Source organism: Lysinibacillus sp. GW823-FHT02G10 (genome assembly GCF_058797135.1).
Genome location: NZ_JBXAJI010000007.1, coordinates 161,252 through 176,611, shown reverse-complemented (window position 1 = coordinate 176,611; position 15,360 = coordinate 161,252). Strand labels below are relative to the sequence as shown.

Genomic DNA, 15,360 nt, shown 5'->3' with positions numbered 1-15,360 from the left:
GTAATGTTTTTGTAATATTTGAGGGTGCCAAAGAAAAAGGTAGGGAAAAAATTCCCTACCTATTGCTTCATCGACCTTAATGCTTGTATAGATAATCTCACTAACAAAATAGCACATAAAAATAAACCTAAATATGCCGCTGTGTTCAAATAGACCGCATAAGAATCGTGGATAAATTGTGAAATAGCTAAAAGAGCGACAGATATAATACCAAAAGTTATACCCACCAGCAGCAAAACAAATTGAGAAAACAAATGTGTAATAAAACGTGAATTATGTTCATCCGAAAAGACATCATGATGTAAAATGATTTTTCCGCTCTCAACTCGCTGAATGAGCTGATCGACTCTTCTAGGCATTTTACGCAAAGTCGGTATTAGCATAGATAATTCTTCTTGCAGCCGCTCCTTAGTTGCCATCGGTTCTTTAAAAGGCTTAAGGAAAGAGGCACGCATATATGTAGCAGAAAAATCCTTTGCCTCAGTAAAGATATCAAAACGTGGATCTATTACCCGTAATGTGCCATCTAACGTCACTAAGGAACGGAGAGCTAATCCCACTGCTGGATAGAATGCAAGTCCAAAATCTCTTACCACTGTAAATAGCGCGTGAATTAATTCTTCAGTAGGTATACGGTCAACATAGGAAATTTTCAGTAAAATTTGGTCGATTGCCTGCTCCATTCTCCCACGTTCTGCATGATCAGCATTTTCCACTAATAATGTTAAACCATCATATAAAACGCTTGAATCATTTAGTTGAATGCCCATCAAAAATAACTTTAAGCCTTCTTGCTGTGTTGCACCTAAACGTCCTACTGCGCCAAAGTCAAGCAAGACTGGTGTTCCATCTGTTTCATCGATATGGATATTTCCCGGATGTGGGTCTGCATGAAAAATACCAGCGAATAGCATCTGCTCAAAAAATGAGTAGAGTACGGTTCTTGCAAATTGCCTACGATCAATCGACAAACGATTAAATTCAGATGCCCCCTCTGCCACACTTTGTCCACGAATATACTCCATCACAATAACATTTTCATTACTGTAAGGCGTAAATATTTTAGGAATTCGAACCTTGTAATCGCTTTTCGCCAGTGCATTCTTCACCTGTAGCGTATTACGTACTTCAATATCTAAATGAATCTCCTCACGTAGCCCCTCTGCAAATCCCCCAGCCAACTCTCGAAAGCCTAATGATTCTGCCCAGGTTGATTTTGTGGATAGCCAATTAGCAAATTCCTCTAAAATTTCAAGGTCATCGCGCATAATTCCCTTTACTTCTGGACGCAATAGCTTGACTACCACCTCTTCATAATTTTTAAGCCTTGCTTTATGCACTTGGCCAATAGAGGCTGCTGCAATGGGTTCCATTTGAAATTGGCTAAATATTTCGTCCATTGATTGCGGAAGAGATCTCTCTAAAATTTGTTTCACTTGCTCCTCTGATAAAGGCCTTACTCGGTGTTGAAGCCTTTCTAATTCATCAATAAAAATAGGTGAAAAAAGCTCTTTTCGTGTGGAAAGTACCTGGCCAAATTTGATGAAAATCCCACCACATTGTTCTAACGTTGCGCGCAAAGCAATTGCAAGTTCTTTTTCATTTTCTCGTTGCCTCGCATATTTAATCGTTTGTACGACACCGTTTGTAACAGCAATTTTTAATACCTGACGCAGGCGTTTCTGCTGTCGCCAATAGCTACGCAATCGCAATAGTAAAGATTTTTGGCCGTGACGGCGATCTCCATTCGTAATGCCACTAGGGTCAAAAAGCTCAAATACCAAATAAAGCAACATCGAAATTAGTAGCATACTACCGATCCAAATCAGTGTGCTTACCTCAGTTACTGTTTGCATCATCGTTTCTGATAAAAAATCTGTATGGCGTAGATAAGAATACCAGTACACAAAAGAGGTTAATGTCACACTAATAACGACTGACAGCACTCTTCGCACAAAATTAATATTCGAGCCAATTAATCGTCCACTCACAATATAAATCAAACCCGATACTATGAGGATTTGGGTTAAAAATTTCAAAAAGATCAATATGTCACCCCCTGTGCCATTTCCATTTCCTACTACCGTTAGTATAGCAAATTTGTGCATCAACTTTCTTGAACGAGGAACACCACAGAAAATTTATTAATTTGGTACCTTGATAAAATACCCTTTAGGGTATATTATTTATTTGTAGTATTCAAACTACATAATTCTCCTACTTTTAGAAACAAAACCTTTATTTAAGATACTCTAAATACCCCATTATGTATTTACTATGAAAAGGAGTGTTTACATTGAGTAAAAAATTTTTAATAGTCGGCGGCGTTGCAGGTGGTGCATCCACAGCGGCTCGTCTTCGTCGTCTAGATGAAAAGGCAGAAATTATTATATTTGAAAAGGGGCCGAATGTTTCATTCTCTAATTGTTCTCTCCCCTTCCATTTAAGCGGGATTGTTGAAAATAGCGACAAATTAATTTTAATGACGCCTCAAGGCTTCCAAACAAAATACAATATAGAGGCTCGTGTTCAGCAAGAAGTTGTACGTATTAACAGAGAGCAAAAAACCATCACCATTAAGGATTTAAAAACGAATAGAGATTATGAGGAAAGTTACGATACGTTAATTTTATCCCCAGGAGCAAGTCCTATCGTCCCTGACTTAGAGGGCATTCATTCTAAGCACGTCTTTACCATTAGAAACGTAGCTGATATTGACCGTTTAAATTGGTATCTACAAACAGATAATGTACAGGATATTGCCGTGGTCGGCGGAGGCTTCATTGGTGTAGAGGTAGCAGAAAATTTGAAGCTAGCAGGCTTTAATGTATCTCTAGTTGAATTTGGCCAACAAATTATGGCCCCTTTTGATTATGATATGGCTCAAATCTTACACAAGGAAATGACTGATAAAGGGGTTCAAGTTATTGTCAATGACGGTCTTGCAAAGGTTACACCAAATAATGTGACGTTGAACTCAGGCAAACAATTGAAAGCCCAAGCAGTAGTATTAGCAATTGGCGTTCGACCTGAAATCCGCTTAGCCAAAGAGGCCGGGCTAACAATTGGTGAACTCGGAGGTATTCAAGTTGATGCAAATTACGTGACGTCTGATCCTTCCATATATGCTGTGGGAGATGCGATTGAAGTATTCCATCAGCTTACCCATAAACAGACGCGCCTTGCTTTAGCCGGTCCCGCTCAACGACAAGCACGTGCAGCAGCTAATCATATGTATAACATCCCTCATCACAACAAAGGAGTCATTGGATCTTCAAGCGTACAAATTTTCGATCTCGTATGCGCGTCAACAGGTTTGAACAAAAAAACAGCCCTAGCAAATGGCTTTCAAGCAAAAAGTGTTTATTTGATAGCTCCAGACAAAGTAGGACTAATGCCAAATAGTAATCCACTTCACTTTAAGCTCGTTTATGAAACACCGACGGGTAAAATACTAGGGGCTCAAGCAATAGGTAAAGGTAATGCAGATAAGAGGATTGATGTTATAGCTACCCTCATCACAATGGGCGGTACATTAGAAGATTTAAAGGAGCTAGAGTTATCCTATTCTCCAATGTTTAACACTGCCCGTGATATTGTTAATTTGGCAGCTCTTGTAGCTCAAAATCTATTACACGGACACTTTAAGCAGGTAAAAGTTGATGAAGTAAGGGAACTCATTGAAAATCAAGCCTTTTTCTTAGACGTTCGTGAAAAAAATGAATTTGAATCCGGTCACCTTATCAATGCACACAATATTCCTCTAAGTGAACTTCGGGAAAGAATGGATGAAATTCCGAAGGATCAAGCAGTGTATGTGCATTGCCGATCTGGTCAACGTAGCTATAATGCTGTTATGGCCCTTCAAAATAGCGGTTTTTCTAACGTCTTTAATGTAAGTGGGTCATTCCTAGGGATTTGCTTATACGAATATTTTACAGATATCACAACGAACAGAGATAAAATAGTAACTGCTTATAATTTTAAATAAGTTAAAGGGATGCCAATTATCAGCATCCCTTTTCTTCGTTAATTTGTAGACAAAACTTTTTCCCAGTCAATCGTACCATTTTTAACTTGTTCACGTTTTTCCTTAGTCATGATGTCATTTGGACGCCCGCCTTTTGGCCAATCTTTTTCATGGTTTGCCCACTCTGGACGATCTTGCGATAAAATAAAGGCAGCTAAATCTGCAGCTTCTTGATCTGTTAATGTTCCCGCTGCACCTATCGGCATATTATTTTGAATATAGCCAGCCATTTTTGACATACGTGCCATACCTGCGCCATCATTAAATGAATTATCTCCCCATAAAGCTGGGCCAGTATTAGCACCAGTTCCTGCGCCATCAGCTGCATGACAGGCTATACAGGACTGTGCATAAAGCTCCTCACCATCTGCAACATTTGGAATTGGCACATTCTTCATATCACTTGTGCCCGCCCATTCACGTTTTGCTCCAATTGGAACACCTTCAGAAATATAAGCGAAATACGCCACCATAGCCTCTAGTTCATCACTATTCATTTCGAATTTTTTACCATTCATACTCCGAACCATACAGCCATTAATCCGTTCTTCTATTGTAACTACACCACCTGAGCGTCCAATATACTGTGGATAATTTGCCATTACACCTACTAATGATGAGGCTTGCTCGTCATAGCCAGCACCGGCATGACAGCTTGTGCAAGATAATTGGTTGCCCACATATTCATCTGCCGCAACATGTGTGTTATTAACAAGTTCATAGCCCGTTAATATTGCTTCTTTCATTGGACCATCTGGTACTTCTTCAATACTTGGCGGAGCATAGACCATTGACTGAGCAGCTGCTGTTGTTGGTATTTGTGTTTGCACTGTCGCTTCTTTCTCACTCACATTCGAATCAACTGTAATTTTGTCACTGACAAACGTCCCAACAAAAATGGCGCCTGCTAACAGTACTGTTCCTGCTACTCCTGCTACTATAGGTTTCATCTATAATACCCCCCTTTGTATTCTCACTTATATTTTAGCAACATAACAATTTATTGGATGTGATTTTTCTCACACTACCATAAAATAGAACCATTCAGATGATAAAAAAGGATAAATTATACATTTTATTTTGTTCTATAACACAGAAAACAAGACTTAATACCTCTTGCAGTATTCATTTGTTCGAAAAAAAAGCGTCAAGTACACATACGCACTCGACACCTTTAAAGTCTTTTATAGTTTACACTGTCCATCAGCACATACCGATTCTCCATTACCATTTATCATTATCGTTGGCTGAATACCAGCTATTTCTGCAGCTTGATGCAAAGTTCGCACAAACACTTCATTCGGCTCAGCCCCTTTAATACCATAACGATTTTCAAATACAAAGAACGGTACACTTTGTACGCCAAGTTGCTGTGCTTCATAGCGATCCTTGTCTAGCTCTTCACTAAAATCAGTTGAAGCTAATATTCCCGCTGCAACTTCTCTATCCAAATCTAATTGCGCAATAACTTTTAATAAGAACTCATCTTTATTCAAATCTTCACCATCTTTAAAATAACCAGCCATTAGTGCTTCCGTATAAGCTGTCGCTTTACCAAATTGCTGCGTCCATTTAGCTAAACGATGAGCCTTTTCTGTATGCGCTGTTTTCATCTTAGCAAAATCATAATGCAAACCAACTTCCGTTGCTCTCGTAGCTATACCCTCGACCATATCTTTCACTTCATCTAGCGTGACATCATACTTTTTAGCCAGCGCCTCATAAAAAGAGGGTGCATTCACTTTCGGGATATCTGGGCCTATTTGAAATGCTTTATATTCTATTTCCACTAATCCTGTATAGCCTGCGATGCCAATCGCCCGTTCCAGTTCTCGCTTGCCAATATAACAAAATGGACATGTAAAATCAGAGAAAACTTCAATTTTCATTACCATACCCCCTTATAATATATCCATCCAAATTTTAATAGCTGTTGCTAATATAAGAACCGCTAAAATAATTTGTAGGAATTTAGTATTTAACTTGCCCCCTATTCTCGCACCTAGAGGAGCAGCTATTAGACTAGCTACAATCAAGATGAGCGCTGGATAATATTCCACTTGCCCAGTCATTAATTTACCAATAGTTCCTCCTATTGAGGAGATAAACGTAATAGCAAGGCTTGACGCAATGGTCATACGAGTAGGGATTCCTAAGACCACAAGCATGATTGGTACTAATAAAAATCCACCAGCTGCCCCTACTATCCCGGAACCGATACCAACAACGAAAGCTAATAGGGCCGACAATGGTTTATTAAATGTAACAGCCTGCATCGGTTTATCATCAATTTGCTTTTTCGGTATGAACATCATCACAGCTGCAATCAATGCAAGGATTCCATAGACCATGTTAATACCAGACTCAGATAAAAATTTTGAACCGAAGCTACCCACAAAGCTTCCTGCTAATATGGCGCTCCCCATATAGATAATGAGTGATTTATTTAAATACCCACCTTTACGATAGACCCAAACACCTGAAAGAGCAGCAAAAAGTACCTGAATCGCACTTATTCCTGACACCTCATGTGCAGAAAAGGCCGCAAATCCTAGTAATGGCGGTATATATAGTAGCATCGGGAAATTAATGATGGCACCGCCAATACCTAACATCCCTGATACAAATGAACCGAGAAAACCAATAAGTAAAATGGTTAAGATCCATGCAATATCCATTTAGTTTTCCTTCTTTCTGGCTGTATTCAACAAAAGGAAAGAAGGGTTGTTCTACTGTAATAGACAACCCTCAATCAGCCCTATGCTTTCTGAATGAAAAATGTAATAACGCCAGCCTCTTCAGATTGATCTAAAATGATATGACCTCCTGCTTTTGCCCAAGCAGGAATATCCGCTAAAGCTCCTTTATCTGTCACCTGAACTTCTAAAACTTCCCCAGACTTTAGGGAATCTATTGCTTTTTTTGTCTTCACAATAGGCATTGGACAAGAAAGGCCTTTTGCATCTAGTTGTAAACTTGATTTCATCATATTCTCCTTCAACTCGACAAAGGTTGTAAGCGATTTTGCCGGTTCTTCTTGTTTTATATCTTCATGAAGGATGAGCGCCTTCAATTTGAAATTTACATATAATAAGCATACATGCATACTCATTGCACTTTAGCATGTTTTATCGTACTGCACAGCGATTTGGTCCAATTTCCATTTCTGTTTGCTCATCTAACGCAGGTGTGATTTTCCCCATATTCACCTGACGAATTTCCTGATAAGCATTTGGTTGTGGAGGTAATTCATCTGTTACCACACGTCTAAATTCTTCTTCATCTTGAATATTTAATCCATGGTTTTGTACAAATAAATCCCCTAGTCGTCTAGCAACCGTCCCATCTTCACTCAGCTCATCAATAATCATAAAATGTGCTGGTAAGACAATAAGTTCATCAGACAATTCTCGATAACGCTTGTAAAGCGTGTCTCGTAAATCTCCAACCCAGTCATCAGCAAGGCCAGCTAAATCAGGACGTCCGATTGAATCGATAAATAAAATATCTCCTGTTAATAAATATTTGCTGTCAACAACAAATGAAGTAGAGCCTATCGTATGACCAGGAGAATAGATAGCTCCTACATCTATTTTTGATGCACCGATTTGAACAGTCGTTCCATCAACCAATGGTGTATAGTGGAACACAACTTCCTCAGCGTCCTTAGGTGGCAAATAATAGGTTGCGCCTGTCATCTCTGCAATATGGCGCCCACCTGAAATGTGATCAGCATGTAAGTGTGTATCAAAAACATGTTTAATTTGGACATTTTTATGTTCTGCAAAATTTATAAACACATCTGTAAAACGTACAGCATCAATAATAGCTGCTTCACCTTCAGAAAGGACCATATAAGACAGACAGCCCTTTCCTAAGCGAACAAACTGATAAAGCTCACCACCGCCTGTTAAATCACCTACTTTAATTGGCTCTAAATATTCACTCCAGGATTTCATACCTCCAGCTAAATAGGCAACCTCAATACCTGCCTCAGCTAACATTTCAGCAACCATTAAAGACGATCCTTCTTTAGCACAAACGACTAATACATCTTTATCAGTTGGGATATTCGGTAAAATATTATCAATACCATCTAACAGTTCAAAATACGGTATATTTAAGTACTCAAAACGATGTCCATCGATTTTCCAATCTTCGAATGCATCCGCATTACGAACATCTAAAATAAACAACTCTTCATTGTGAATAACCTTTTTAGCTACTTGTGACGCGCTCCATTTTTGAATTGACATCTCTTTTACCCCCATCGGTATTGTTTTTATGTTTTTTATAGCGGAGAGGGGTGCCCTCTCCGCTTTTATAGGTAGGTCACTAGAATGTAAGTGACGGTGCTGCGTCTTTCGCGAATTCTAGGAACGTTACGGCTCCTCCCACTTCAATACCCTCAATGAAATCTTCAGTAGTTAAACCCATAACATCCATCGTCATCTGACAAGCAATAAATTTCACACCTAATTCTTGTGCCATTTCCACTAGTTGAGGTATAGCTGGCACATTTGCTTTTGTAAACCCTTCAGCATAGTGTTCTGCTCCAGCTGGCATTGGTAATGCATGCATACCTTGCTTATGAATTAAATTCAAACCTTCAAATGTAAAGAAGATAGCTACCTCTTTCTCAGAAGCTGCCGCAGCTGTTGCGATATTAAATACCTTATACGCATCAAATAAACCACCGTTACTTGCAATGATTGCTACTTTGTTCGACATAATAAAATTCCTCCAATTTAAATGTTTTTTGTTAAATCGCCTGACCAGGATGTCATACCTGGTAAGACGTTAAATACTTTCGTAAAACCATGTGAAGCCAGCTTTTGCGCAGCCATGTCACTGCGTTTTCCAGTACGACAAATAACATATATCTCCTGCTCTTTATCAAGCTCAGAAAGTCGTGTCTCCAGTTCGCCCATTGGAATCGATTTTGCTCCCGCAATATGCCCAAAAGCGAATTCCGCTTCCTCACGTACATCTAGAATTAATCCTTTACGACTTGTGATTTGCTCTAAATCAATTGTTTGATCAAACGTCATTTCTTCTATTTGGTCGTTTGTACATTTACGAATATAGTGTTTCAGTACACCATCATCTTCTAAAGTACCAATATACTGATGACCTACAGTTTCAGCCCATGCCGCAATATCAGCTTTAGATCCTTTGTCAGTCGCAGCTACTTCTAAAATTTGACCATCTACTAAATCAGCCATCGCTTTTTTTGTTTTCACAATCGGCATCGGGCAAGAAAGACCCTTGGCATCTAGCTGAAAATCCGCCTTCATACTTTTCACAACCTCCATATACCTATAAGGGTATTATTTTAATCAAAAAAATATAGATTTAACCTATTACTGTACTTTTCCCTCCCAAGCTAACATACCACCAATCATGTTAGTTACATTAAAGCCATTACTTTCTAATAGTTGAGTAGCCCGAGCACTTCGTCCACCTGATCGACAAACCATAATATACGACTCCCTCTTATTTAATTCAGGTAGTCGAAACTCTAATAAACCTAGCGGGATATGAATAATGCCTGGGATGTGGCCAGCCTCTACTTCATCTACCTCTCGCACATCAATAAGATTCAGCTTCCCTCCTTGCTCCATCGTTTGTTGAACTTCTTTTGCTGTAATTTCTTTCACTTTTTTCTCCTCCTAGTATGCACTCATTCCACCACGAACATTAGAAACACGCTCAAAACCTTGCTTTTTAAGTTGCTTACAAGCCTGACTACTTCGCATACCACTCTGACAAATAACTATGATCTCTTTATCCTTCGGAAGGTTTTTAAAGCTCGACCCAAGCGGAACATTTTTAAATTGCGAGATATGCCGACCTTTATACTCAGCAGGCGTGCGTACATCGATAAATATCTTATCCTTATCATTCAGCATATCTTTTAATTGGGCTGTAGAAATTGATTGAACGCCCTTCGCCGGCTTCATTCGCCAAACGAAAAAGGCTGCCGCAAGCGCGATAATAATCCATATTTCCATATGACCAGTCCTCCTTTTTATACGATTATGGGTATATCAAGTTATCGACTTTTCACGACCAAGTCCATCGCCTCTAGGATAGCAGCATTCATTTTTTCAGCGTTGCCTTCAGCAGTCGATACACAATCTAATAAATTTTCACTTACAATGACACCAATCGTCCGGTCAACAGCAGAACGCACGGCAGATAGCTGTGTAATCACATCTTTACAACTTTGACCTTCTTCCATCATGCGTAAAATACCCCGCATTTGACCTTCCATACGTTTCACACGATTTGCAGTGTTTGAGCCATACGCCATTCTGTTATGCCCCCTTTCAAACGATAGATTGAACTTCCTTACGAGATTTATATTATACCCCTATAGGTATGTTGTCAACATAAAGCTTCTATCTTTTTTAAAATGCTGCAATTGCGAGTTACAATGTTCTCCCTATCGCTTTAACCTCATCTATCTGCTTCCTTATTATTTCAACAAAAAACCCTACTACGAGTTATTACTCATAGCAGGGAGTTTATTTTTTATTTAGCTAATTGCATGGCTGGCCCAAAGAATTCATAGTGAATTTTTTCATCTTTCACGCCAATTTCCTGTAAATTTTTAATAACCGCTTCCATAAAGCCTACAGGGCCACATACATATACATCTGCATTATCAGCTACTTTTTCAGCCAGCAATTCTTTTGTAATAAGCTTGTCTTCATCAGAGTATAAAGCTGTATAGGATGCATTCGGTAAGACGTTTACTTTCTTTTGAATGTCATCACTGAACGCTACAACCTTCTCATTACGAGCACATTGGATAAAGTTCACTTCATTCACTGCATTATCATTTAGAGATTGCAGCATACTGTTTAAAGGTGTTACACCGATACCGCCACTTACAAATGTAATTGGTGCAGCCGTTTCTTCTAACACAAATAATCCGGCTGGAGCACTTACATCTACCAAATCTCCAACTTGTAATTGATCATGAATATAATTTGACACTTTACCATTTGGCGTATGATCACTTTCACGTTTCACCGAAATACGATAGCCATCTTCTGCACTCGCTTGTGAAAGTGTATATTGACGGTTCATTAAATACTCTTCTCCTGGCACTTTCACTCGAATAGAGATGTATTGACCTGGTTCATAAGTTGGTAGTGGTGATCCATCTTCATTTACAAAATAAATAGAAGTTACTAAGTCACTTTCTACAACTTTTTTTGCCACTTTCAATGGTTTAAATAGACGCCAACCACCATTGTTCTCAGTTTTTTGGTATAACTCTTCTTCTACTTGAATGAAAATATCTGCGATAACGCCATAAGCCTCGGCCCATGCACCAATAATGTCATCAGTTGCTGCATCACCAAGTACTTCTTTAATCGCTTTTAATAAGTTTTCACCCACAATTGGGTAATGTTCAGGTAAAATTCCTAAACTACGGTGTTTATGTGCAATAAGCATTACGGCTGGTAAAATTGCTTCTAAGTTTTCAATATGAACTGCTGCAGCGTAAACAGTATTTGCTAATGCTGTTTGCTGACGGCCTTGTTCTTGGTTCGTGTGATTAAAAATATTTAGTAATTCTGGATGAGCTTGAAACATATTTTTGTAAAACGTCTTTGTGATTTCAACACCATGAACTTCTAATACAGGTACTGTCGCTTTAATAATTTGAATTGTTTCTTGTTTTAACATATCGCTTACCATCCTTTCGTGATTACAATATAACGCTTTCATTCTCTTAAAGCAATATATAAAATACATCTTTAACAAAATAGACATAATTAATGTATTTTAAATACATCTTTAAAAATAGGTTGTAGATATTATACTTCAATGTAAAAATGCTATAATTATTTTGAATTATAGAAAGTAGGGTGTTTAGATGCGCTTAACTTTATACACAGACTACTCTTTGCGCACACTTATTTATTTAGGCGCAAAGGAAGATGGTCAATTATCGACTATTCAAGAGATCTCAGATGCTTATAATATATCGAAAAACCATTTAATGAAGGTGACACACCAGCTCGGGTTATTAGGTTACATTGAAACAATCCGTGGACGTGGCGGTGGAATTCGCCTTGCTATCGATCCAAAAACCATTACCATCGGTGAAATTGTTCGTCATACAGAAGAGGATTTTCATCTTGTAGAATGTTTCGATAAAGAAAATAACCTATGTAAAATAGCTCCAGAATGTCAATTAAAGGGTGTACTGTATGAAGCTTTGCAAGCCTATTTGAAAGTATTAGATCAATACACCTTGGACGATTTCCTTCATTCTAAGGAAAAATTAATGGCTCTACTGCTCGGTAAATAAAAATACCCGCTCAACATTTGTTGAACGGGTATTTTTTTTAGAAGTTTGCTTATAATTGCTTTGAAAAGAAAATCATATCCAATGCACGAATACCATTTTCATAAATTGGTTCTGGGTAATGACTGAAGAAGTCCTTTTCAATAGCCTCCATGCGAAAGCCTGCTTTTTGATAAAAAGCGATATTATCAATACTTGAGTTCGCCGTTCCAACTAATACCGTTTGATAACCATCCTTTTGACATTCTTCAGTGAGCTGTCGCAATATCTCTTTGCCTATTCCCTTCCCTTGATACTTTGGTACAATAGCAATATTCTTCAATTCAATTGTAGTATTAGTTTGAGGAATGACTAATGCCACTCCCACCAACAGTTCTCCACAATTAATTTTATATAATGTACCCTTATCTAAATATTTCCGAACTGCCACTTCACTCTCATCAGCTAATAAAAGCTGAGGTAAAAAGGCTTCTCGGTTTCCTTCTACCTTTTCTAGGGATGTTCGATAACGGACATAATCTTCTCGTTCAAAAACATTTAACACACATGGTTGCTTTTCCTTCACTTCTAACCACGAATGCTCCTCAGGATAATCTTTTTCCACCCCTAATCGAACAAAAGGTAGCTTTTCTTGTGCTTTTTGTGAACGGATATTAACCTTTCGGGCTCCTGCAAAAACACGTGATAATCCCAGCTCAAAAAACGCAATATCTAAAATAGCCGTTTTTGCTTCAAGATTATAGCCCTTCCCCCAAAATTGATAGCCAAGCCAAGAGCCGATATGACAGCTCTTTTTATGACGATCGATAAACATTAATGATGTCACACCAATGACTTGCCCCTCCTCATCTAAAATCACACGAGGGACGGTCTTACCTTCTTCTTCATCTATACGTTCACGCTTAATAAAATGAATTGTGTCTTCTACCTTGCCAGCAGGTAAGCCTAGGGCATCTCGAACCTGTGGCATAGAAGACAACGCATGCATAGCCTCAGCATACTTCACATCATGCCTTACTAACGTTACTGCCATCTTCTATTCCCCTTTATTTCTTAGGATTGAAAACTTATTCTTTATATATACTCCATATACTATAGATTATTCAAAAGCCTTGTTTTGCTAGTATAACTGAATATCCATCTACTTTATATAAATATAGAAAAATAAAAATTGAGAAAGTGAGCTTTTACTACACTTTCTCAATTATTTTTATGGTTGAACTGGTATAGTGATCTCTAGTTCAGGTATATATTGAATTTTCGGATAACCGTTTTTATCCAATTGAAACATACCTTTTTCGTTTTCCTTGAAAAGATGGATATAGGGTTTTAAGGTTATTGTTTTTGGAACAGATTCAAAAGGAGTGTACCGAAGATCATCAAGATGAATGTTTCCATTGGTAGCGTTCCAACCGTTTCCTCCAATTAATTCAATTTCACGACCATGCTCATCAATAATAACTATCCCCATTGTTAGTAGTGTTAAATTATCAGTGAACGTTGAATTATCAGTTAAAACCATCCGTGTTGTGATACTTGTTGTAACTGGTGTTAGCTTGACCTTTTCAAGAGTCAAATGAATATTGTCATATTGTCGACTTATATTTGGTGCTAAAGCTACATAGTCTTTCACTTTATTTTTCACAGGAATATCAATTTCAATGGGGTTTTCTATACCTTTGACAAAAGCTTGAATGGTTAAATCAAATTGCTCTGGGAAAGGCTTCCCTCCCTGATTTCTCAGATCTGAAAATTCAATAATGACAGAAGCATTATCTTTACCAGGGTACATAAAACCACTAATAGAATTGGACTCACTCGGAGCAAAAGAATTAATAGGCTCATCATTTATAAACAAATTATAATTACTGATACAATCCATTAAAGCTTCTTTCTGATCTTCTTTATAGAGGCGTTCAATAGCAATTGAAACACGTGTACCGTCATACGCTACTTCCGATACACTTAATGTAAACCCCTCCTGTGTCACACTTACCTGTGGTTTTGTAGAAAGTCCTTTTTCATCAGCCATCTGCAACCCCAAATCACCAGCGAGACGGAAAATTGAGGATAGTACAGGCACTTGTTTAAGCGTTGCAGCCATTGTTGGTGAAATAAATGATGTAATAAATAGTAAGCTAACTAGCATGGCTGTTGCAAAAGCAACTTTATAGTGCCATTTCTTCTGGTGCTTTACTACTTGTGGCTGCTCGTTACGTTCATATTTACTAATTACACGATCAACCAAATCAATTTCTACAGGTGTTTCTCGAATTAGCAGCTCTATTCGTGCCATTTCTTTATCCTTCTGCTTTGAATGAATGCTCATAAAATCCACCTCCTAACTTATTTTCCTTTATTAATTTTTTGCGTAATCGTTCATATTTTTTTCTTATTGTAGCTGGTTTCATATCCATAATTTCAGAAATTTCTTCAAAGCTATATTCTTCAATAGAACGAAGCAGTAAAATCCTTTTTTCATCTACATGTAAGTTTTCCAATAGCCTATGCACCATCTCATCATAATCAGGTATCGGTGCTTGCGTCTGCTTCACCTGTTCTCGCTTCACACTTAGCCAAAATTTATAGCCCCTATTTTTTGCTTTTATGACATCAATACAATGGTGGTGAGCGATTTTATAAAGCCACGCCGATAAGGAAACCGTATAAGAAAATTTATGAATATTCTCTAGTCCTTTAATAAAAATATCTTGCGAAGCATCCTCCGCCTCCTCTTTGGTTCCTAGCATATAGTAACAATAAATATAAATTTGCTTTTGAAAACAACGAATAATTTCTGCATAGTCATGCGTGTCCCCTGATTGAACTTGCTCCACGATTGATTGAATATCTATATCAGCTCGCTCTTTTGATGGTTCTCGTGTAGTCAATGTTGTCCCCCCTCTCCAATCTATATAACTGAAATTATTAGAAGTTTGTGACACTAGATAAAAAATCTTAAAAATATTATTGAATGTCATCGAGTTACTTGGAGAAATCT

At 38.0% G+C, this 15,360-nt stretch carries 17 protein-coding genes; 2 read left to right on the top strand and 15 right to left on the bottom strand.

Translation table 11 applies throughout. The features are described from left to right. Positions 1–59: 59 nt before the first annotated feature. Positions 60–2,048: an ABC1 kinase family protein gene (locus AC1RFD_RS19115; RefSeq protein ID WP_492475185.1), complete on the bottom strand. Its 1,989-nt coding sequence runs from the start codon at positions 2,046–2,048 to the stop codon at positions 60–62. 248 nt (positions 2,049–2,296) lie between these two features. Between AC1RFD_RS19115 and AC1RFD_RS19110 the strand changes: the two genes are divergently transcribed. Further along, positions 2,297–3,991: an FAD-dependent oxidoreductase gene (locus AC1RFD_RS19110; RefSeq protein ID WP_054549635.1), complete on the top strand. Its 1,695-nt coding sequence runs from the start codon at positions 2,297–2,299 to the stop codon at positions 3,989–3,991. Positions 3,992–4,029: 38 nt separating this feature from the next. On the opposite strand, the gene AC1RFD_RS19105 is transcribed toward AC1RFD_RS19110, so the two are convergent. The 11 genes from AC1RFD_RS19105 to hmpA form a co-directional block, all read right to left on the bottom strand. Further along, positions 4,030–4,980, bottom strand: coding sequence for a c-type cytochrome (locus AC1RFD_RS19105; RefSeq protein ID WP_009370633.1), 951 nt, complete (start codon positions 4,978–4,980; stop codon positions 4,030–4,032). A 234-nt stretch (positions 4,981–5,214) separates the two neighbouring features. After that, positions 5,215–5,919 (bottom strand): DsbA family oxidoreductase, encoded by a 705-nt coding sequence (locus tag AC1RFD_RS19100; protein WP_054549636.1) that lies wholly within the window; start codon positions 5,917–5,919, stop codon positions 5,215–5,217. A gap of 12 nt (positions 5,920–5,931) precedes the next feature. Continuing rightward, positions 5,932–6,708 (bottom strand): sulfite exporter TauE/SafE family protein, encoded by a 777-nt coding sequence (locus tag AC1RFD_RS19095; protein WP_103118920.1) that lies wholly within the window; start codon positions 6,706–6,708, stop codon positions 5,932–5,934. Positions 6,709–6,788: 80 nt separating this feature from the next. After that, positions 6,789–7,019, bottom strand: a complete 231-nt coding sequence (locus AC1RFD_RS19090; protein ID WP_103119113.1) for a sulfurtransferase TusA family protein — start codon at positions 7,017–7,019, stop codon at positions 6,789–6,791. A gap of 139 nt (positions 7,020–7,158) precedes the next feature. Then, positions 7,159–8,286 carry an MBL fold metallo-hydrolase gene (locus AC1RFD_RS19085; protein WP_054549638.1) on the bottom strand — a complete coding sequence of 376 codons (1,128 nt, stop codon included), beginning with the start codon at positions 8,284–8,286 and terminating at the stop codon, positions 7,159–7,161. A gap of 79 nt (positions 8,287–8,365) precedes the next feature. After that, on the bottom strand, positions 8,366–8,761 hold the full coding sequence (locus AC1RFD_RS19080) for a DsrE/DsrF/DrsH-like family protein (protein ID WP_048394137.1): 396 nt from the start codon (positions 8,759–8,761) through the stop codon (positions 8,366–8,368). A 17-nt stretch (positions 8,762–8,778) separates the two neighbouring features. Further along, a complete protein-coding gene (locus AC1RFD_RS19075; protein ID WP_048394135.1) occupies positions 8,779–9,327 on the bottom strand; it encodes a sulfurtransferase TusA family protein in 549 nt (182 codons plus the stop codon). Between the two features lie 66 nt (positions 9,328–9,393). Beyond that, entirely contained in the window at positions 9,394–9,690 is a 297-nt protein-coding gene (locus AC1RFD_RS19070) for a rhodanese-like domain-containing protein (protein ID WP_048394133.1), read from the bottom strand. Between the two features lie 12 nt (positions 9,691–9,702). Further along, the gene (locus AC1RFD_RS19065; protein ID WP_054549639.1) at positions 9,703–10,044 is read right to left on the bottom strand and encodes a rhodanese-like domain-containing protein; all 342 of its coding nucleotides are present in this window, start codon (positions 10,042–10,044) and stop codon (positions 9,703–9,705) included. A 41-nt stretch (positions 10,045–10,085) separates the two neighbouring features. Further along, positions 10,086–10,346, bottom strand: coding sequence for a metal-sensitive transcriptional regulator (locus AC1RFD_RS19060; protein WP_054549640.1), 261 nt, complete (start codon positions 10,344–10,346; stop codon positions 10,086–10,088). A 221-nt stretch (positions 10,347–10,567) separates the two neighbouring features. Then, positions 10,568–11,734 (bottom strand): NO-inducible flavohemoprotein, encoded by a 1,167-nt coding sequence (hmpA, locus tag AC1RFD_RS19055; RefSeq protein ID WP_054549641.1) that lies wholly within the window; start codon positions 11,732–11,734, stop codon positions 10,568–10,570. 190 nt (positions 11,735–11,924) lie between these two features. Here hmpA and AC1RFD_RS19050 point away from each other — a divergent pair, with 190 nt between their 5' ends. Next, positions 11,925–12,362, top strand: coding sequence for an Rrf2 family transcriptional regulator (locus AC1RFD_RS19050; protein ID WP_048394127.1), 438 nt, complete (start codon positions 11,925–11,927; stop codon positions 12,360–12,362). Positions 12,363–12,411: 49 nt separating this feature from the next. Here AC1RFD_RS19050 and AC1RFD_RS19045 read toward each other — a convergent pair whose 3' ends face one another. From AC1RFD_RS19045 to AC1RFD_RS19035, 3 genes are all read right to left on the bottom strand, one after another. Then, positions 12,412–13,392 carry a GNAT family N-acetyltransferase gene (locus AC1RFD_RS19045; RefSeq protein WP_048394125.1) on the bottom strand — a complete coding sequence of 327 codons (981 nt, stop codon included), beginning with the start codon at positions 13,390–13,392 and terminating at the stop codon, positions 12,412–12,414. Positions 13,393–13,569: 177 nt separating this feature from the next. Further along, positions 13,570–14,688 carry a DUF4179 domain-containing protein gene (locus AC1RFD_RS19040; protein WP_492475184.1) on the bottom strand — a complete coding sequence of 373 codons (1,119 nt, stop codon included), beginning with the start codon at positions 14,686–14,688 and terminating at the stop codon, positions 13,570–13,572. Then, positions 14,660–15,250 carry an RNA polymerase sigma factor gene (locus AC1RFD_RS19035; protein ID WP_054549643.1) on the bottom strand — a complete coding sequence of 197 codons (591 nt, stop codon included), beginning with the start codon at positions 15,248–15,250 and terminating at the stop codon, positions 14,660–14,662. Before AC1RFD_RS19035 ends, AC1RFD_RS19040 begins: the two co-directional genes overlap by 29 nt. Positions 15,251–15,360 lie beyond the last annotated feature (110 nt).

Excerpts from the sequence above, each read along its gene's own strand:
- AC1RFD_RS19105 (WP_009370633.1), bottom strand. The coding sequence starts at position 4,980 with ATGAAACCTATAGTAGCAGGAGTAGCAGGAACAGTACTGTTAGCAGGC.
- AC1RFD_RS19100 (WP_054549636.1), bottom strand. The coding sequence starts at position 5,919 with ATGAAAATTGAAGTTTTCTCTGATTTTACATGTCCATTTTGTTATATT.
- AC1RFD_RS19095 (WP_103118920.1), bottom strand. The coding sequence starts at position 6,708 with ATGGATATTGCATGGATCTTAACCATTTTACTTATTGGTTTTCTCGGT.
- AC1RFD_RS19090 (WP_103119113.1), bottom strand. The coding sequence starts at position 7,019 with ATGATGAAATCAAGTTTACAACTAGATGCAAAAGGCCTTTCTTGTCCA.
- AC1RFD_RS19085 (WP_054549638.1), bottom strand. The coding sequence starts at position 8,286 with ATGTCAATTCAAAAATGGAGCGCGTCACAAGTAGCTAAAAAGGTTATT.
- AC1RFD_RS19080 (WP_048394137.1), bottom strand. The coding sequence starts at position 8,761 with ATGTCGAACAAAGTAGCAATCATTGCAAGTAACGGTGGTTTATTTGAT.
- AC1RFD_RS19075 (WP_048394135.1), bottom strand. The coding sequence starts at position 9,327 with ATGAAGGCGGATTTTCAGCTAGATGCCAAGGGTCTTTCTTGCCCGATG.
- AC1RFD_RS19065 (WP_054549639.1), bottom strand. The coding sequence starts at position 10,044 with ATGGAAATATGGATTATTATCGCGCTTGCGGCAGCCTTTTTCGTTTGG.
- AC1RFD_RS19060 (WP_054549640.1), bottom strand. The coding sequence starts at position 10,346 with ATGGCGTATGGCTCAAACACTGCAAATCGTGTGAAACGTATGGAAGGT.
- hmpA (WP_054549641.1), bottom strand. The coding sequence starts at position 11,734 with ATGTTAAAACAAGAAACAATTCAAATTATTAAAGCGACAGTACCTGTA.
- AC1RFD_RS19050 (WP_048394127.1), top strand. The coding sequence starts at position 11,925 with ATGCGCTTAACTTTATACACAGACTACTCTTTGCGCACACTTATTTAT.
- AC1RFD_RS19045 (WP_048394125.1), bottom strand. The coding sequence starts at position 13,392 with ATGGCAGTAACGTTAGTAAGGCATGATGTGAAGTATGCTGAGGCTATG.
- AC1RFD_RS19040 (WP_492475184.1), bottom strand. The coding sequence starts at position 14,688 with ATGAGCATTCATTCAAAGCAGAAGGATAAAGAAATGGCACGAATAGAG.